This is a genomic window from Nocardioides pini (assembly GCF_026712185.1).
Taxonomy (GTDB): domain Bacteria; phylum Actinomycetota; class Actinomycetes; order Propionibacteriales; family Nocardioidaceae; genus Nocardioides; species Nocardioides pini.
Genome location: NZ_JAPPUX010000002.1, coordinates 234,564 through 252,613, shown reverse-complemented (window position 1 = coordinate 252,613; position 18,050 = coordinate 234,564). Strand labels below are relative to the sequence as shown.

18 protein-coding genes are annotated in these 18,050 nt (G+C 73.4%); 15 read left to right on the top strand and 3 right to left on the bottom strand.

The window, feature by feature from the left end:
• Positions 1 to 11 precede the first annotated feature (11 nt).
• From pyrR to NYO98_RS07405, 3 genes are read left to right on the top strand one after another with little or no spacing between them, the layout of a single operon-like run.
• Positions 12 to 575: a bifunctional pyr operon transcriptional regulator/uracil phosphoribosyltransferase PyrR gene (pyrR, locus tag NYO98_RS07415; protein WP_268110925.1), complete on the top strand. Its 564-nt coding sequence runs from the start codon at positions 12 to 14 to the stop codon at positions 573 to 575.
• Positions 572 to 1,510 (top strand): aspartate carbamoyltransferase catalytic subunit, encoded by a 939-nt coding sequence (locus NYO98_RS07410; protein ID WP_268110924.1) that lies wholly within the window; start codon positions 572 to 574, stop codon positions 1,508 to 1,510. Before pyrR ends, NYO98_RS07410 begins: the two co-directional genes overlap by 4 nt.
• Entirely contained in the window at positions 1,510 to 2,778 is a 1,269-nt protein-coding gene (locus NYO98_RS07405) for a dihydroorotase (protein WP_268110923.1), read from the top strand. The genes NYO98_RS07410 and NYO98_RS07405 overlap by 1 nt, the downstream gene beginning before the upstream one ends.
• 144 nt (positions 2,779 to 2,922) lie before the next feature.
• Here NYO98_RS07405 and NYO98_RS07400 read toward each other — a convergent pair whose 3' ends face one another.
• Both NYO98_RS07400 and NYO98_RS07395 read right to left on the bottom strand, forming a co-directional pair.
• Positions 2,923 to 3,576 (bottom strand): DUF3060 domain-containing protein, encoded by a 654-nt coding sequence (locus NYO98_RS07400; RefSeq protein WP_268110922.1) that lies wholly within the window; start codon positions 3,574 to 3,576, stop codon positions 2,923 to 2,925.
• Positions 3,577 to 3,622: 46 nt separating this feature from the next.
• On the bottom strand, positions 3,623 to 4,354 hold the full coding sequence (locus tag NYO98_RS07395) for a VOC family protein (RefSeq protein WP_268110921.1): 732 nt from the start codon (positions 4,352 to 4,354) through the stop codon (positions 3,623 to 3,625).
• A gap of 32 nt (positions 4,355 to 4,386) precedes the next feature.
• Here NYO98_RS07395 and NYO98_RS07390 point away from each other — a divergent pair, with 32 nt between their 5' ends.
• Positions 4,387 to 4,872, top strand: a complete 486-nt coding sequence (locus tag NYO98_RS07390) for a VOC family protein (RefSeq protein WP_268110920.1) — start codon at positions 4,387 to 4,389, stop codon at positions 4,870 to 4,872.
• A 13-nt stretch (positions 4,873 to 4,885) separates the two neighbouring features.
• On the opposite strand, the gene NYO98_RS07385 is transcribed toward NYO98_RS07390, so the two are convergent.
• Entirely contained in the window at positions 4,886 to 6,133 is a 1,248-nt protein-coding gene (locus NYO98_RS07385; RefSeq protein ID WP_268110919.1) for an acetyl-CoA hydrolase/transferase family protein, read from the bottom strand.
• A 168-nt stretch (positions 6,134 to 6,301) separates the two neighbouring features.
• On the opposite strand from NYO98_RS07385, the gene NYO98_RS07380 reads away from it, so the two are divergent.
• The 11 genes from NYO98_RS07380 (at position 6,302) to rpoZ (ending at position 18,042) form a co-directional block, all read left to right on the top strand.
• Positions 6,302 to 7,957, top strand: coding sequence for an ABC-F family ATP-binding cassette domain-containing protein (locus NYO98_RS07380; RefSeq protein ID WP_268110918.1), 1,656 nt, complete (start codon positions 6,302 to 6,304; stop codon positions 7,955 to 7,957).
• A gap of 128 nt (positions 7,958 to 8,085) precedes the next feature.
• A complete protein-coding gene (carA, locus tag NYO98_RS07375) occupies positions 8,086 to 9,225 on the top strand; it encodes a glutamine-hydrolyzing carbamoyl-phosphate synthase small subunit (protein ID WP_268110917.1) in 1,140 nt (379 codons plus the stop codon).
• Position 9,226: 1 nt separating this feature from the next.
• The gene (carB, locus tag NYO98_RS07370; protein WP_268110916.1) at positions 9,227 to 12,553 is read left to right on the top strand and encodes a carbamoyl-phosphate synthase large subunit; all 3,327 of its coding nucleotides are present in this window, start codon (positions 9,227 to 9,229) and stop codon (positions 12,551 to 12,553) included.
• A 2-nt stretch (positions 12,554 to 12,555) separates the two neighbouring features.
• Complete coding sequence (locus NYO98_RS07365; RefSeq protein ID WP_268110915.1) at positions 12,556 to 13,587, top strand: quinone-dependent dihydroorotate dehydrogenase; 1,032 nt, start codon at positions 12,556 to 12,558, stop codon at positions 13,585 to 13,587.
• The gene (locus NYO98_RS07360) at positions 13,580 to 14,434 is read left to right on the top strand and encodes an iron-sulfur cluster-binding protein (RefSeq protein WP_268110914.1); all 855 of its coding nucleotides are present in this window, start codon (positions 13,580 to 13,582) and stop codon (positions 14,432 to 14,434) included. The genes NYO98_RS07365 and NYO98_RS07360 overlap by 8 nt, the downstream gene beginning before the upstream one ends.
• The gene (locus NYO98_RS07355) at positions 14,431 to 15,270 is read left to right on the top strand and encodes a nitronate monooxygenase (protein WP_268110913.1); all 840 of its coding nucleotides are present in this window, start codon (positions 14,431 to 14,433) and stop codon (positions 15,268 to 15,270) included. Before NYO98_RS07360 ends, NYO98_RS07355 begins: the two co-directional genes overlap by 4 nt.
• Entirely contained in the window at positions 15,267 to 16,091 is an 825-nt protein-coding gene (gene pyrF / locus NYO98_RS07350) for an orotidine-5'-phosphate decarboxylase (RefSeq protein WP_268110912.1), read from the top strand. Before NYO98_RS07355 ends, pyrF begins: the two co-directional genes overlap by 4 nt.
• A complete protein-coding gene (locus tag NYO98_RS07345; protein ID WP_268110911.1) occupies positions 16,088 to 16,543 on the top strand; it encodes a hypothetical protein in 456 nt (151 codons plus the stop codon). The genes pyrF and NYO98_RS07345 overlap by 4 nt, the downstream gene beginning before the upstream one ends.
• Before the next feature lie 213 nt (positions 16,544 to 16,756).
• Positions 16,757 to 17,080, top strand: a complete 324-nt coding sequence (mihF, locus tag NYO98_RS07340; RefSeq protein ID WP_135840118.1) for an integration host factor, actinobacterial type — start codon at positions 16,757 to 16,759, stop codon at positions 17,078 to 17,080.
• Positions 17,077 to 17,712, top strand: coding sequence for a guanylate kinase (gmk, locus tag NYO98_RS07335; RefSeq protein WP_456094053.1), 636 nt, complete (start codon positions 17,077 to 17,079; stop codon positions 17,710 to 17,712). Before mihF ends, gmk begins: the two co-directional genes overlap by 4 nt.
• A 15-nt stretch (positions 17,713 to 17,727) precedes the next feature.
• A complete protein-coding gene (gene rpoZ / locus NYO98_RS07330; RefSeq protein ID WP_207085295.1) occupies positions 17,728 to 18,042 on the top strand; it encodes a DNA-directed RNA polymerase subunit omega in 315 nt (104 codons plus the stop codon).
• The last annotated feature ends 8 nt before the right edge of the window (positions 18,043 to 18,050 follow it).

The window sequence follows — 18,050 nt, the reverse complement described above, 5'->3', positions numbered from 1 at the left end:
CCGGCGCGCAGATGCCTGCCCCCGACGACACCGTCCCTGACACCGAGAGGACGGAGCGCACCGTCCTCGACGCCCGTGACATCTCCCGGGCGCTGACCCGGATCTCCCACGAGCTGCTCGAGCGCAACAAGGGCGCCACCGACCTGGTGCTGCTCGGCCTCCACACCCGTGGGGTGCCCCTCGCGAGGCGCATCGCCGAGAGGATCGCCGCCGTCGAGGGCACGCCCGTCGCCGTCGGCGAGCTCGACGTCACGATGTACCGCGACGACCTGCGCTCGCAGCCGACCCGGCGCGCCCACAAGACCTCGCTGCCGCCCGGCGGGATCGACGAGAAGGTCGTCGTCCTCGTCGACGACGTGCTCTTCTCCGGGCGCACCATCCGCGCCGCCCTCGACGCGCTTGCCGACCTCGGCCGGCCGGGTGCCGTACGACTGGCGGTGCTCGTCGACCGTGGGCACCGCGAGCTGCCCATCCGCGCCGACCACGTCGGCAAGAACCTGCCCAGCGCCCTCGCCGAGCGCGTCAGCGTGAGGCTCGCCGAGGTCGACGGCACCGACGAGGTGACGATCTCGTGAAGCACCTGCTCTCCATCGACGACCTCTCGACCGACGAGATCCTCCAGCTCTTCGAGACCGCGGCCGACATGCACGACGTGCAGAGCCGCGAGGTCAAGAAGCTGCCGGCGCTGCGCGGCCGGACGGTGGTCAACATGTTCTTCGAGGACTCCACCCGCACCCGGTCGTCGTTCGAGATCGCCGGCAAGTGGCTCTCGGCCGACGTCATCAACGTCAGCGCGAAGGGGTCGAGCACGTCCAAGGGCGAGAGCCTGCGCGACACCGTACTCACCGTCTGCGCGATGGGCGTCGACGGCCTCGTCATCCGCCACCCGGCCAGCGGCGCCGCCGTCCAGGTCAGCGAGTGGGTCGACGCGGCGGTCGTCAACGCCGGCGACGGGATGCACGAGCACCCGACCCAGGCGCTGCTCGACGCCTACACCCTTCAGCGCCACCTCGGCTCGCTGGAGGGGCGCCACGTCGCGATCATCGGCGACCTGACCCACAGCCGGGTGTTCCGGTCCAACGTCCAGTGCCTGACCCGGCTCGGTGCCCGGGTGACCGTGGTCGCGCCGCCCACCCTGATGCCGAGCGGGATCGGCGCCTGGTCGGCGTCGGCCGGCTTCGAGACGTCGTACGACATCGACGCCGTCCTGCCGGATGCCGACGCCGTGATGATGCTGCGCGTGCAGCGCGAGCGGATGTCGGGAGCGTTCTTCCCGAGCCCGCGCGAGTACACCGTCGGCTACGGCCTGACCCGCAGCCGTCTCGGACTGCTCAAGCCGGACGTCCCGATCTGCCACCCGGGTCCGATGAACCGCGGCCTCGAGATCGCCGCCGACGCCGCCGACGCCGCCCAGTCGGTCGTGCTGGAGCAGGTCTCCAGCGGCCTGGCGATCCGGATGGCCGTGCTCTACCACCTGCTGGCCGGGGACACCCGGGGAGGAATTGCCTGATGTCGCTGGTGATCAAGGGAGCCTCGCTGCTCGGCGAGCAGACCCGGGACCTGTACGTCGACGACGCGGGCGTCCTCGTCGACGAGGCGCCGTCCGGTGCGGAGACGATCGACGCCGAGGGCCTCGTCGCCCTGCCCGGGCTCGTCGACCTGCACACCCACCTGCGCGAGCCCGGCCGCGAGGACGCCGAGACCATCCTCACCGGCTCCCAGGCCGCCGCGCTCGGCGGCTACACCGCAGTCCTGGCGATGGCCAACACCTCGCCCGTCACCGACACCGCCGAGGCCGCCACCCGTGTCTGGGAGCTCGGGCGCGAGGCGGGGCTGGTGCACGTGCAGCCGGTCGGCGCCGTGACGCGCGGGCTGGCCGGCGAGGAGCTCGCCGAGCTCGGGCTGATGCACCGGTCGCGCGCTGCCGTGAAGGTCTTCTCCGACGACGGGAAGTGCGTCCACGACGCGCGGGTGATGCGTCGCGCGCTGGAGTACGTCAAGGCGTTCGGGGGCGTCGTCTCCCAGCACTCGCAGGACCCGGCGCTCGCCGGCCCGGCCGCCTGCTGCCACGAGGGCGAGCTCTCCGGCCGGCTCGGGCTGCCCGGCTGGCCGGGCATCGCCGAGGAGGTCATCGTGGCCCGCGACGTGATGCTCGCCCGGCACACCGGCTCGCGGGTCCACGTCGCCCACGTCTCCACCGCCGGCTCCGTCGAGGTGCTGCGCTGGGCCAAGGCGCAGGGCATCGACGTGACCGCCGAGGTGACCCCGCACCACCTGCTGCTCACGACCGACCTGCTCACCGGCTACGACCCGACCTACAAGGTCAACCCGCCGCTGCGTCCGCAGGAGGACGTCGACGCGCTCCGCGAGGCGCTCGCCGACGGGACGATCGACGCGGTCGCGACCGACCACGCGCCGCACGCCCGTCACGACAAGGAGCACGCGTTCGTCGACGCGGCCTTCGGCATGCTCGGCATCGAGACCGCGCTCGGCGTGGTCCGCACGGCGCTGCCCGACCTGTCGTGGGCCGACGTCGCGCGCGTGATGTCGACGACGCCGGCCCGGATCGCGGGCCTGGCCGACCAGGGGCAGCCGCTCGAGCCGGGCTCGCCGGCCCACGTCGTGCTGGTCGACCCCGACGCCGCGGTCACCGTCGACCGCGACGCCTCGGCATCGCTCTCGCGCAACAACCCGTGGCACGGGCGGAGCCTGGCCTCGCGGGTCGTGCACACGGTGTACGGCGGCCGGGTGACGGTGCGCGACGGCGCGCTCGCCTGAGCCGGCGTACCCCCGCACTGGCCAGTGAGTCGGCCAGAGACTCACCGTGCATCCCGGGCGTGTCGCGTGCTCGTCGCCGCCGCGCCACTGGCCAGTGAGTCGCCCAGAGACTCACTGGCCAGGGCGGGCGTGGTGGCGGCAGGATCAGCGGTGACGCCGGGGGCGCAGGTCGAGGACGTTGCCCTCGCCACGGTCGCGCAGCGTCGTACGACCGCGCGCGACCGTGACGGCGTTGCGGTCCCCGGTGAGCACCAGCCGGTCGGCGCGCCGCAGGTCGACGTCGTTGTCCGAACCGGTGATCCGCGTGCGGTAGGCCTTGCGGGCCGTGAGGGCGTCGGCGCCGCGGAGCCGTGCGACGTTGACGACGTCGGCCGTGAGGGTCGAGGAGGTGCTCGACAGCTCGGCCGACTCGACGAGGCCGGAGACGGTCACCGTGGTGCCGGCACCCGTGACCGTCAGGGACCGCACGGACGGGGTGGTGAGGCTGTTGCCCGCCCCGGTCACCTCCACGTCGAGGAGCGGCTTCGCGCTCACCGCATTGCCCGTGCCCTCGAGGACGAGGCGGGTGGCGGCCGGCATCGTGACGGTCGCGTGGTCCGCGCTGACCCGGACCACGCCGCAGGTGCCGCGCAGGTCGTAGCTCACGTCGTCCCACGCCAGTACCGTCTCGGCGCCGGTCTCGCACTGGACGGGCAGCGCGAGACCAGCGGCCTGCGCCGGGACCACGACGGCGGCCGGTGCGAGCGAGGCGGCGAGGACGAGGCCGAGGACGGGCAGGGAACGGCGGCGAGAAGTCACCTACCGACAGTACGCAGAGCGGGACGGCCAAGGGCGGTGGGCTCGGTCACACCCCGGCAGCGCGCCCCGTGGCGGGGTCGCGGTCGGTCAGACAGTAGACCTGGCCGGCGGGAGCGGTGAGCACGGTCCAGAACGCGTTCACCGACACGACCTCCGCGCCGAGCCTCCGGTGACGCGCGGTGTCGGCTTCCCGGTCGGCGGTGGCGAGGTCGGGGTGCGCCCGGACCGGCCCGTCGGTCTCGTCGAGCCGCTGCAGCAGGATCCGCAGCCGTCCGTCCTCGACCATCCGGGCGAACTGGGGGAGGCTGCCCACCTCCGGGACGCGACCCGTCAGGTCGGACCAGAACTCCACCTCCGACTCCCAGTGCGCGGCCGGGATGTCGAGGCACACCTGGTCGAGGACGGTCGCCCCGTTGCGCACCAGGCTCGGCCCGCCGTCGAGCAGCGTGTGGCAGAACAGCAGGCCGCCGGGTGAGCGCATGACCTCGACGTCGTGGTACGTCCACGCGGGCGTCGCACCGAGGTCACGGGCGAGCGCGACCGCCGCGGGACGGTCCGCCGAGTCGAGGTCGAGGTGCACACCGGCCGGTCCGTCGACCGCCTGCATCTTCAGGTACGCCGACCCGGCCGGCGGCAGCAGCGTGAGGAACTGGCCGTCCTCGCCGCGTCGCTCGGACGGCGTCCATCCGGTCACCGCGGACCAGAACGTGACGGCGTCCTCGTAGGCGTCAGCGGGCGTGTCGAGGAACACCTGGATCCACTCGGGTCGAGCGCTCATGACGCGATCTTCACACGCCGTAGGGTCGGGTGATGGCCACCGACCCCGAGAGCGCCGCCAGCCCCGCCGGCCACCCTGCCGCGCACGCCCACCCGGCCGACTTCCCGCCGGCGGTCCCGCAGCTGCTGCACACCGTCCTCGACGCCCGCGACGTGCGCGCGGAGGCGGAGTTCTGGCGGATGCTGCTGGGGCTGACGTACCGCCCCGGCGACGAGGCCCCGGACGAGGGCGACGTCGACGACAAGGACTGGCTCGTCCTCACCCACCCGGACGGCCGGCGGGCCCTGGCGGTGCAGGAGGTCGAGGAGCTGACCACGAGCCGCTGGCCCGAGCCGGGCCACCCGTCCGTGTCGCACCTCGACACCACGGTCCCGTCGCGGTCCGCGCTGGACGCGGTGCACGACCTGGTCCTCGAGCTGGGCGGCGAGCTGCGCTTCGACCGGACCGACGACCCCGAGGAGCCGCTGCGGGCCTACGCGAGCCCGGAGGGGCACATCTTCTGCGTGTTCGTCGCCTAGCGGCGAGCGGCACCTAGGCCAGCCCGAGCCCGCGCGCCTCCTCCCAGAGGTCGTCGCGGACCTGGGGGTGGGCGGCGTGCTCGATCAGGTTGTGCGCCTGCTCACGCTCGTTGCGCCCCCACATCCAGGCGATGCCCTGCTCGGTGACGACCGCGCCGTGCTGGAATGACGTCACCGGCTCGTCGACCAGAGGCACGATCGTCGAGACGTCAGCGCGTGGGTGCCAGCTGCGCAGGGCCATGAAGGCCCGACCACCCGGTGAGTGGCTCGCCCCCACGGTGAAGTCGGTCTGGCCGCCGAAGCCGCTGTAGATCCGGGCGCCGATCCGCGACGCGTTGGCCTGGTCGAACAGGTCGACCTGCAACGCGGTGTTGATCGACGTCATCGCCGGCTGCTGCGCGATCGCGGCGGGGGAGTTGGTGGTCTCGGTGCGCAGCATCCGCACCCGCGGGTTGTCGTCGACCCACTCGTAGAGCTCCTGGCTGCCGAACACGAACGACGTGCGCACCGGGGTGCCGCGATCGAGGGCGCCGGCCCGCTCGAGCACCAGCACCCCGTCGCTGAACATCTCGGTCCACACCTTGAGCCCGCGACGCTCGAGCACACCGCCGATGGTGGCGTCGGGCACCTCCCCGATGCCGGCCTGGAGGGTCGCGCCGTCACCGATCTCGGCGGCCACGCGGGCGCCGATCAGCCGCGCGTCGTCGCTCGGCGGGCGGGCGACGTGGGTGGTCAGCGGGGCGTCCACCTCCACCCCGAAGTCGAGCGCGTCGAGCGGCAGCACCGCGTCGCCGAACGTCCACGGCATCCGCGGGTTGAGCTGGGCGACCACGAGCGCACCGCGCTCCCGGGCTGCCTCGATGGCGGCGGGCAGCACGTTGACCTCCAGCCCGAGCGACACCTCCCCGTCGCGCGGGGTCGTCGTGTGCACCACGACGACGTCCGGGGCCAGCGGCCCGTTGAAGAGCCGCGGCACCATCGAGAGCCGGCAGGGGACGTACGCCAGCCGGGGGTGGCGGCGGAAGCCGGGACCGACGAACGTCGTCTCCGGGACGACCCCGTCGTGCATGGGCAGGTCGTGCTGCGCGTTGAGCGCGTGGAGGCGCGCCGAGGGCAGCTCGGCCAGCAGCGGGCCGAGCAGCGTCACGGGGGAGGCGAAGTTGCCGCTGGTCACCACCCGCGGCCGGTCGAGGGAGCTGCAGTGCTCGCGCACCGCACGGACGGCTCGCTCGACCTCGACGACGCGCATGCGATCACCCATGCGCCCAGCGTGGCATCCGGCGGCCGTTAATCGGTGGGCCTTCCGGCCCGGACCACGTAGGCTGATGGTCATCATGTGGATCCAGGACTGACCCGACTCGCGTCCGCGGCGGCGCACCAGTGCGCCCGATGCCCGGCGAGTCCTCCTGAACCAGCCGAAGGGCTCCGCATGTCTGCCTCCTCCTCGTCCGCCGCGCTCCGGGGCACCACCACGCCGTCCGGCCTCGCGCCCCTCGTCGTCTCGGGGCTCTCCGTGTCCTACCCCGACCGCACCGTGCTGTCCGGCGTCGACCTGCTCGCCCAGCCGGGTCGCCGCATCGGCCTCGTGGGCGAGAACGGCGCCGGCAAGTCGACCCTGCTGCGGGCAGTGGCCGGACGGTTGCCGGCCCGGGCCCGGGTCGCGGGCTCCGTGACCGTCCCCGACGACCTGGTGCTGCTCGGCCAGGAGCCGCCGTTCCGCGACACCGCCACGGTCGCCGAGGTCCTCGCCATGACCCTCGCGCCGCTGCGCACGGCCGTCGCCGACGTCGAGCGGCTCGCCGCCCTGGTCGGCACCCCCGACGGTGACGCAGCGTACGAGCGGGCGCTCGAGGCGGCCGTCGCGCACGACGCCTGGGACGCCGACCGGCGCGCCGAGGTCGCAGCGGCGCGGCTCGGGCTCGCCGACATCGGGACCGAGCGGGTCGTCGGCACCCTCTCGGGCGGCCAGCGCACCCGGCTCGCCCTCGCGACGATCATGACCACGCGACCGTCCTGCCTGCTGCTCGACGAGCCCACCAACCACCTCGACGACGACGCGATCGACGTGCTGACCGGCTTCCTGCGGGAGCTGCCCGGCGTCGTCGTGCTGGCCAGCCACGACCGGGTCCTGCTCGACGACGTGTGCACCGACCTGGTCGACCTCGACGCCGGCGAGCTGGGCACGGACGGCAACGGTGGCCGCCGCTTCGGTGGCGGGTGGTCGGCGTACGAGGCCGCTCGCGCCGACGCCCGTCGGCGCTGGGAGGAGACCTTCGCCGCGCAGCAGGAGGAGATCGCCCGGCTGCGCGAGGCCACCCGCATCGGGACGTCGGCGATCGCGCACGACCGGGGCCCGACCGACGGCGACAAGTACATCTACTCCTTCAAGGGCGGCCGCGTGGACCAGACGCTCGCCCGCAGGAAGAAGGACGCCCAGCGCCGGCTCGAGGTCGCCGAGCGCGAGCAGGTGCGCAAGCCACCGGCCCCGCTCGCCTTCCGCGGCGACCTGACCGCACCGGCGACCGGGCGGCTCGTGCAGGTCCGCGACCTCGAGGTCGAGGGACGGCTGCGCCTCGAGCGCCTCGACCTCGCCGCGGGGGAGCACCTGCTGCTGACGGGCCCCAACGGGTCGGGCAAGTCCACGCTCCTCGGCACCCTGTCCGGCCGCCTGGCGCCCACCGGCGGCACGGTCGCCGTCTCGGCGCGCACGGTCCGCGAGCTCACCCAGGACCCGGAGGTGACCGATCCGGGTCGCTCCGCGCTGGCGACGTACGACGACGCCGTCCGGCACCTGCCCGGCGCCCCGGCGCTGCGGGAGCTGGGGCTGCTGCACCCGCGCGACCACCGCACGCCCGTCGGCAGCCTGTCGGTCGGGCAGCGCCGGCGGCTGGGCCTGGCGGTCGCGATCGCGGGCGCCCCCGACCTCCTGCTGCTCGACGAGCCCACCAACCACGTCTCGCTCGCGCTCGCGGGGGAGCTGGAGGAGGCGCTCGCGTCCGCGGCGGGAGGCGTCGTCCTCGCCTCCCACGACCGCTGGCTGCGGCGACGCTGGGACGGCCCGGAGCTGGCGCTGACGCCGTGGTGAGGCGGTGCCGCGGTCCTGTCTCGACAGGCCGACACGATGCCGTCCGGGAGCGGTGGCGCTGGTAGGGTCGGCGGCGGCTCGAACATCCTTTAACGATCCGTCCCGTGAGGCGGAGAAGGAGGTACGGCATGGCTCCGCCTGCCAGAAATCTGACCGCAGCGCTCTTGGTCCTCGAGGACGGGCGCACCTTTCGCGGTGAGTCGTTCGGAGCCGAGGGCGAGACCTTCGGCGAAGCGGTCTTCTCCACCGGCATGTCCGGCTACCAGGAGACCCTGACCGACCCCAGCTACCACCGCCAGGTCGTCGTGATGACGGCCCCGCACGTCGGCAACACCGGCATGAACGACGAGGACCCCGAGTCCTCCCGGATCTGGGTCGCCGGATACGTCGTGCGCGACCCCGCGCGCGTGCCATCGAACTGGCGCAGCGTGCGCAGCCTCGACGACGACCTGCGCGACCAGGGCGTCGTCGGCATCAGCGGTGTCGACACCCGCGCGCTGACCCGCCACCTGCGCGAGCGCGGTGCGATGCGGGTCGGGATCTCGACCACGGAGACCGACCCCCGGCGCCTGCTCGACCGGGTGCGGGAGTCGGGCGAGATGGCCGGCGCCAACCTCAGCGAGGCGGTCTCCACGCAGGAGGCCTACGTCGTTCCCGCACAGGGTGAGAAGCGCTTCACCGTCGCCGCCGTGGACCTCGGCATCAAGTCCAACACCCCGCGGATGATGAGCGAGCGCGGCATCGAGGTGCACGTGCTCCCGGCCACGTCGACCATCGAGGACGTGCAGGCCCTGAGCCCCGACGGGCTGTTCTTCTCCAACGGCCCGGGCGACCCCGCGGCCACCACCGGCCAGGTGCGGCTGCTGCAGGACGCCCTGCGCGCCGGCATCCCCTACTTCGGGATCTGCTTCGGCAACCAGCTCTTCGGCCGCGCGCTCGGCTTCGGCACCTACAAGCTGAAGTACGGCCACCGGGGCATCAACCAGCCGGTGATGGACCGCACCACCGGCAAGGTCGAGGTCACCGCCCACAACCACGGGTTCGCGGTCGACGCCCCGCTCGAGGGCTCGACCACCACCGAGTTCGGCGAGGCGTCGGTCAGCCACGTGTGCCTCAACGACGACGTCGTCGAGGGCCTCGAGCTCCGCGACGCCGACGGCCGGCTCACGAGCTTCTCCGTCCAGTACCACCCCGAGGCGGCCGCCGGCCCCCACGACGCGGCGTACCTCTTCGACCGCTTCACCGCGCTGATGGAAGGGAAGGCCTGAGATGCCGAAGCGCACCGACATCGAGAGCGTCCTGGTCATCGGCTCCGGGCCGATCATCATCGGCCAGGCCTGCGAGTTCGACTACTCCGGCACCCAGGCGTGCCGGGTGCTGCGACAGGAGGGCCTGCGGGTCGTCCTGGTCAACTCCAACCCGGCCACGATCATGACCGACCCGGAGTTCGCCGACGCGACCTACGTCGAGCCGATCACGCCCGAGTTCGTCGAGAAGGTCATCGCCAAGGAGCGTCCCGACGCGCTGCTCGCCACCCTGGGCGGGCAGACCGCGCTGAACTGCGCGATGGCCCTCGACAAGGCCGGCGTCCTCGAGAAGTACGGCGTCGAGCTGATCGGCGCGTCCATCGAGGCGATCGAGCGCGGCGAGAACCGCCAGCAGTTCAAGAAGATCGTCGAGCAGCTCGGCGGCGAGTCCGCCCGCAGCGTCATCTGCCACTCGGTGGACGACCTGCTCGCCGCGGCCGACGACCTCGGCTACCCGATGGTGGTCCGCCCGTCCTTCACGATGGGCGGCACCGGGTCCGGCATGGCCTACGACGAGACCGACCTGCGGCGCATCGGCGGGGCGGGCCTCGACGCCAGCCCGACCACCGAGGTGCTCCTCGAGGAGTCGATCCTCGGCTGGAAGGAGTACGAGCTCGAGGTGATGCGCGACCGCGCCGACAACAGCGTGATCGTCTGCTCCATCGAGAACCTCGACCCGATGGGCGTCCACACCGGCGACTCGATCACGGTCGCACCCGCGATGACGCTGACCGACCGCGAGTACCAGAAGATGCGCGACCTCGCGATCGGCATCATCCGCGCCGTCGGCGTCGACACCGGTGGCTGCAACATCCAGTACGCCGTCAACCCGGCCGACGGGCGTCTCATCGTCATCGAGATGAACCCGCGCGTCTCGCGGTCCTCCGCCCTGGCGTCGAAGGCGACCGGCTTCCCGATCGCCAAGATCGCGGCGAAGGTCGCGATCGGCTACACCCTCGACGAGATCCAGAACGACATCACCGAGGAGACGCCCGCCTCCTTCGAGCCGACCCTCGACTACGTCGTGGTCAAGGTGCCGCGGTTCGCCTTCGAGAAGTTCCCCGAGGCCGACCCGACGCTGACCACCCACATGAAGTCCGTCGGTGAGGCGATGGCCATCGGCCGCAACTTCACCGAGGCGCTGCAGAAGTCGCTGCGCTCGCTGGAGAGCAAGCACGCGCCGTTCGACTGGCACAAGGAGTACGTCGAGCTCGACAAGGCGTCGCTGCTCGAGGAGATCAAGGTCCCGCACGACGGCCGGCTCAAGAAGGTCATGGACGCCATCCGGGCCGGCGCGACGCCGGAGGAGATCTTCGACGCGACCGCCATCGACCCGTGGTTCGTCGACCAGCTCGCGCTGATCAACGAGGTCGCCGTGCAGCTCATCGAGGCCACCGAGCTGACGCCCGACCTGCTCCGCCTCGCCAAGCGGCACGGCTTCTCCGACGAGCAGGTCGGGAAGATCCGCGGCCTGTCCGCCGACGTGGTGCGCGGCGTGCGGCACGCGCTGGGCATCCGGCCGGTCTTCAAGACCGTCGACACCTGTGCGGCCGAGTTTGCCGCGCGCACGCCGTACCACTACTCGTCCTACGACGAGGAGACCGAGGTGCAGCCCCGCGCCGAGGGCAAGGAGGCCGTGATCATCCTCGGCTCCGGGCCCAACCGCATCGGCCAGGGCATCGAGTTCGACTACAGCTGCGTCCACGCCTCGCTCGCGCTGGCCGAGGCCGGCTACGAGACGATCATGGTGAACTGCAACCCGGAGACGGTGAGCACCGACTACGACACCTCCGACCGGCTGTACTTCGAGCCGCTGACGCTGGAGGACGTCCTCGAGATCGTCCACGCCGAGCAGCAGGCCGGCCCGGTGGCCGGAGTCGTGTGCCAGCTCGGCGGGCAGACGCCGCTCGGCCTCGCGCAGGGCCTCGCCGACGCGGGGGTGCCGATCGTGGGCACCACCCCGGAGGCGATCCACCTCGCCGAGGAGCGTGGCGCCTTCGGTCGCGTCCTCGCCGACGCGGGCCTGCCCGCTCCCAAGCACGGCACCGCGACGTCGTACCCCCAGGCGCAGCGGATCGCCCACGAGATCGGCTACCCGGTCCTCGTGCGGCCGTCCTACGTCCTCGGCGGGCGCGGGATGGAGATCGTCTACGACGACGCCGCCCTCGAGCAGTACCTCGAGCGCTACGTCGCCAACGGGCTGATCAACGAGCGGCAGCCCGTGCTGGTCGACCGCTTCCTCGACGACGCGGTCGAGATCGACGTCGACGCGATCTTCGACGGCGAGGAGCTCTTCCTCGGCGGTGTCATGGAGCACATCGAGGAGGCCGGCATCCACTCCGGCGACTCGTCGTGCGCGCTGCCGCCGATCACCCTGGGGCGGGAGGAGATCGACCGGATCCGCAGCTCGACCGAGGCCATCGCCCGCGGGCTCGGGGTGCGCGGGCTGCTGAACATCCAGTTCGCGCTCGCTTCCGATGTGCTCTACGTCCTCGAGGCCAACCCGCGCGCGTCGCGGACGGTGCCGTTCGTCTCCAAGGCCACCGCCACGCCGCTGGCGAAGGCCGCGGCCCGGGTGATGCTGGGGGAGACGATCGCCGACCTGCGCGCCGCCGGCGTCCTGCCCGCGGAGGGCGACGGCGGGCACCTGCCCGACGGCTCGCCGATCGCGGTCAAGGAGGCGGTCATGCCGTTCGACCGCTTCAAGACCTCCGACGGCCGAACCGTCGACGCGCTGCTCGGACCCGAGATGCGCTCGACCGGTGAGGTGATGGGCTTCGACGCCTTCTTCGGCACGGCCTTCGCCAAGGCGCAGGCAGCGGCCTACGGCTCGCTGCCGCTGTCGGGCAAGGTCTTCGTGTCGGTCGCGAACCGGGACAAGCGGCACATGATCTTCCCGGTCAAGCAGATCGCCGACATGGGCTTCGAGATCCTCGCGACCGCGGGCACGGCCGAGGTGCTGCGCCGCAACGGCGTGCAGGCCACGGTGGTGCGCAAGCAGTCCGAGGGCGAGGGCCCGGGCGGCGAGCGGACCATCGTCGGGCTGATCCGCGACCGCGAGGTCGACCTCGTGATCAACACGCCTCACGGCGCCACGAGCGGCGGCTCGCCGCGCGCGGACGGCTACGACATCCGCACGGCGGCGGTCCTCACCGACATCCCGTGCATCACCACCATCCAGGGCCTCGGGGCCGCGGTGCAGGGACTGGAGGCGATGCGCCGAGGCGACATCGGCGTCCGCTCGCTGCAGGACTGGGCCGCACTCGCGCGCTCCGGCGGGGACGCCTGACGGTGCGGCCCTACGACGTCCTCTTCGAGCAGGCACTGACCCGGGTCGACGCGGAGCGGATCCACCACGCGGCGTTCCGGGCGATCCGGACGGCGGCGCCGCTCACGTCGCGGGCCGTCCGGGTGCCGGCGGCGCCGGTGCGGGCGCTCGGCCTGACCTTCCCCCACCCGCTCGGCCTCGCCGCCGGCTTCGACAAGAACGCCGTCGGCATCGACGGGCTCGCCGCGCTCGGCTTCGGGCACGTCGAGGTCGGGACGGTCACCGGCGAGGCCCAGCCCGGCAACCCGCGGCCGCGGCTGTTCCGGCTCACCGACGACCGGGCGATCGTCAACCGGATGGGCTTCAACAACAACGGCGCCGAGGTCGTCGCCCGTCGGCTCGCGGCCTGGCGTGCCGGCGGCGGGTCGACCGTCCTCGGGGTGAACATCGGCAAGACCAAGGTCGTGCCCGAGGACGAGGCCGCCCGCGACTACGAGAAGTCGGCCGGGCTGCTCGCCCCCTACGCCGACTACCTCGTCGTCAACGTCTCCTCGCCCAACACGCCCGGGCTGCGGGACCTGCAGGCCGTGGAGAAGCTGGAGCCGATCCTGGCGGCCGTCCGCCGCCGTGCCGACGAGGTGCGGTTCGACGACCGGGTGCCGCTGCTGGTGAAGATCGCGCCCGACCTCGGCGACGACGACGTGCTCGCCGTGGCCGACCTCGCGCTCGCCACCGGGCTCGACGGCATCATCGCCACCAACACGACGGTCAGTCGCGACGGCCTGGCCACGCCGGCGTCCCGGGTCGAGGAGGTCGGGGCCGGCGGGCTGAGCGGACGCCCGCTCACCCAGCGGTCGGAGGACGTCGTACGCCTGCTGCGCGACCGCGTCGGGCCCGACCTCACCCTCGTCGGCGTCGGTGGCATCACGACCGTCGACGACGCCCGGCGACGGCTCGCGGCCGGTGCCGACCTGCTGCAGGGCTACACCGCGTTCGTCTACGAGGGCCCGCTGTGGCCCCGGCGCATCGTGCGGGGTCTCGCCACGGATGGCTGACGAGCGGGGACCGGTCGACGGCAGCCACCCCAGCGTGCACGTCGACGGCGAGGTGGTCGCCACCAAGCGCGTGGGCGGCTACCGCCATCTCACCCTCACCGCGCCGGGCGTGCCCGAGCGCTTCCGCGCCGGCAACTTCGTCGCCGTCAGCGTGGCCGGGCACGTGGCCCGGCGAGCCCTGTGGGTGCACCGGGTGCGGGCGTCCAGCGCGTTCGGGCCCACGCTCGACGTCGTGGTCGAGGCGCGGGGGAGCGGCACCACCTGGCTCGCCGCCCAGCCCGTCGGCGCGCGGATCGCGATCACGGGTCCGCTCGGCCGGCCGTTCGCGCTGCCCAAGGTCGCCGTCTCGTGCCTGCTCGTCGGGGAGGGCTACGCCGCGGCCCCGCTCTTCCCCCTCGCCGAGCGCCTGCGCGAGCGCGGGTGCGCGGTCTCGCTGGTCGTCTCCGCGCCCGACGAGGCGCACCTGCTGTCCGCGCTGGAGGCGAGGCGCTCGGCCCGGTCCGTCACCGTCCTCACCGCCGACGGCTCCGTCGGTCAGCGCGGCACCGTCGCCGACCACGTCGCGGGCCTCGTCGAGCGCAGCGACGCCGACGTCGTCTACGCGGCAGGCCCCCACGCGGTGCTCCGCAGCGTGGCAGCGGCAGCCGAGCGCGCCGGTGCCTGGAGCCAGGTCGCGGTCGAGACCCCGACCCCGTGCGGCACCGGCCTCTGCCACGGGTGTCCCCTCCCCGTGGTCGGCGAGGACGGGGTGGAGCGGGTCGTGCGGGCCTGCGCCGAGGGCCCCGTCGTGCGCGGCGACCGGATCCGGTGGGACGCGCTCCCGGACGCGCTGGGGCAGGTGCTGTGAGCGCGCAGCTGCCGGGCCCCGTGATGGTCGCCGCCGGGTGCGGGGGCACCGGCCGCGAGCTCGAGCCGTACGCCGGACCCGACGGGCTGGCCGGCCTCGACCTCGTCACCCGCTCGATCACCCTCGACGCCCGTGCCGGCGGTCCCGGCCCGCGGGTCGTCGAGGTGCCCGGCGGCCTCGTCAACGCCGTCGGCCTGCCCAACCCCGGGCTCGAGCACTTCCTCGCCACCGAGCTGCCCTGGCTGGTGCGCGCCGGCGCGCGGGTCTTCGTGTCGATCGCCGGCTCGACGATGGGGGAGTACGCCGACCTCGCGCGCCGGCTCAGCCGTGCCCCCGGCGTCGCGGGGCTCGAGGTCAACGTCGGCGCCCCCGACGAGGTGGGCGCCGCGTTGTTCGAGGTCCGCGAGCCCTACCACTCGGCCAGCGTGATCGCGGCCGTGCGCCGCGAGTTCCCCACCGACCGGCCCGTCCTGGCCAAGCTGCGTCCCGACGTCTCCCGCATCGTCGAGGGCGCGCGCTCGTGCCACGAGGCCGGCGCGAGCGCCGTCGTCGTCGGCAACGCCGTGCCCGCCGCCTTCCCCGACGGGCGGGCCGGCGGCCTCAGCGGCCCCGCCATCGCCCCGATCGCGCTGCGTTGCGTCGCCGAGGTCCACCGTGCCCTGCCCGCGGTCCCGACCATCGGGTGCGGCGGCGTGCACGACCTGAGGTCGGCCGGCGCCTACCTCGACGCCGGTGCGAGCGCCGTCCAGGTCGGCACCGCGCTGCTCCACGACCCGACCACGGTGGCCCGCCTGCGGGCCGCCCTCGCACTCCGAGCCCTCCAGGAGGACGCATGACCCCCTTCGGCACCCGCCTCGCCCACGCGATCGAGGAGCGCGGGCGCTTCTGCGTCGGCATCGACCCGCACGCGGCGCTGCTGCACGAGTGGGGCCTCGACGACGACGTGGCGTCGCTCGAGCGGTTCGCGCTCACGGTGGTCGAGGCGGTCGCACCGGTGGTCGGCGTCGTGAAGCCGCAGAGCGCGTTCTACGAGCGCTTCGGCAGTCGCGGCGTCGCCGTCCTCGAGCGGGTGGTGGCGGAGTCCCGCGCCGCCGGTGCGCTGGTGCTGATGGACGCCAAGCGCGGCGACATCGGCTCGACCAGCCAGGCCTACGCCGACGCGTACCTCGACCCCACGTCGCCGCTCGGCTCCGACGCCGTCACCGCCAGCCCCTACCTCGGCTTCGGCTCGCTCGACCCGATGCTCGAGGCGTGCCGGCGCCACGGCGGCGGCCTGTTCGTCCTGGCCCTCACCTCCAACAAGGAGGGTCCCGAGGTGCAGCACGCCCGCACCGGCGACGGCACGGTCGCCGGGACGATCCTCGCCCACCTGCGGGCCGCCAACGCGGGGGCCGAGCCGGTCGGGTCGTTCGGCGCGGTCGTCGGCGCCACGATCGGCGACACCGACGAGGACCTCGACGTGAACGGTCCGCTCCTCGTCCCGGGCTTCGGCGCGCAGGGCGGCACGGTCGACGACGTGGCGCGCATCTTCGGCTCGGCGGCCCGGTGGGCGCTGCCCAGCTCCTCGCGCGAGGTGCTGCGGGCCGGCCCCGACGTGGGTGCCCTCCGCGACGCCGCCCGGCGCGGCAACGACGCCGTGCGAGGCTTGGGGGCGTGAAGCTCCCCGGTCCGGCGGTCCTCCTGGCCTGCGTGTCCTGCCTGGCCTGCCTGGCGGTGACCGGCTGCTCGAGCGACCCGCAGGCCAACTACTGCGAGGTGGTCGAGGACCACCAGGCCGACCTCACCGACGTGGCTGCCTCCGACGACGCCGGCGCGGTGTTCGACGCCCTCGACGACTACGAGGCACTCGCCGCCGAGGCGCCGCGCGACATCGCCGACGAGTGGTCGGCCGTCGTGGAGCCGCTCCGCCGGCTCGAGGAGTCGCTCGACGCGCACGACGTCGACCCGTCGACGTACCGGGCCGACGAGCCGCCCGCCGGGCTCGACGCCGACGCGCGGGAGGACATCGAGGCGGCCGCCCGAGCCGTCGGTGCGCAGCGCACCGTCGACGCGATGGCCGCCGTCGAGCAGCACGCCCTCGACGTGTGCGGGACCCCGCTGTCGCGCTGACGTCGCGGCCGCTCGAGCGATCCCCGGCCGGCCGGGGATCCCTGAACTTGTCAGGCCGTGCACGGGCCGACAGGCTCAGGGAGAGCCTGACAAGTCGCGCACGTCACGTCGCGCGGTCCCCGGCGCAGGGCCAATTGCAGGCGCCGCGCGGACGTGACTAGATTGGCCCGCACCATCTCGGACCGTGCCGGACCCACCAGAAGGATCGCTTTCGTGGCCTTGCCCCCTCTGACGCCCGAGCAGCGCCAGGCAGCCCTCGACAAGGCTGCAGCCTCCCGCCGCGAGCGGGCCGAGGTGAAGAACCGCCTCAAGAACTCCGGCGGCTCGATCGTCGACGTGCTCCACGAGGGCCAGACCAACGAGGTCATCGGCAAGATGCGCGTCGTCGAGCTCCTCCAGTCGGTGCCCGGCCTCGGTCGGGTGCGTGCCCGCCAGGTGATGGAGCGGCTCGGCATCGCCGAGAGCCGCCGCGTCCGTGGGCTGGGCGTCAAGCAGGTCGCCGCGCTCGAGCGTGAGTTCGGCCCCGACGCCTCGTGACCGACACCCCCGACACCCCGGCGGAGGCGCCCGCCGGCGCCCCGTCCGGCAACACCCCCACCCGCTCCCGGCTGATCGTCCTCGCCGGCCCCACCGCCGTCGGCAAGGGCACGGTGGCCGCCGCGGTGCGCGAGACGCACCCCGAGGTCTGGATCTCGGTGTCCGCCACCACCCGCGCGCCCCGCCCGGGCGAGGAGAACGGCGTGCACTACTGGTTCGTCTCCGACGACGAGTTCGACGCGATGATCGAGAAGGGCGACCTGCTCGAGTGGGCCGTGGTCCACAAGGCCGCCCGCTACGGCACCCCGCGCGGGCCGGTCGACCTCGCCCTCGCGTCCGGGCACCCCGCGATGCTGGAGATCGACCTGCAGGGCGCCCGTCAGGTGCGCGAGACGATGCCCGAGGCGCTGTTCGTGTTCCTCAAGCCGCCGTCGTGGGAGGAGCTCGTACGCCGCCTCGTCGGCCGCGGCACCGAGACCGAGGCCGAGCGCGAGCGCCGCCTCGAGACCGCGCGGGCGGAGCTGGCGGCCGAGAGCGAATTCGACGTGACCATCGTCAACCACGAAGTTCACGCCGCTGCCGAGGAGTTGGTAGCCTTGATGGTTGGACCTGCTCCATCCACATCTGACTAGCGAGGCACCCACACCGTGGCTTCTCCCACCATCGCCGCCGAGGGCGTCACCAACCCCTCGATCGACGACCTGCTCACCAAGACCGACAGCAAGTACAAGCTGGTGCTCTACAGCGCCCAGCGTGCCCGCCAGATCAACGCCTACTACTCCCAGCTCGGCGAGGGCCTGCTGGAGTACGTCGGCCCGCTCGTCGACACCCACGTCCAGGAGAAGCCGCTGTCGATCGCGCTCCGCGAGATCAACGACGACCTGCTGACCTGCGAGGACATCGACCCCGCCGCCGAGGCCGCCGCCGCCGAGGCTGCCGCTGCCGGCGACGCCACGGAGTGACGCGAGCC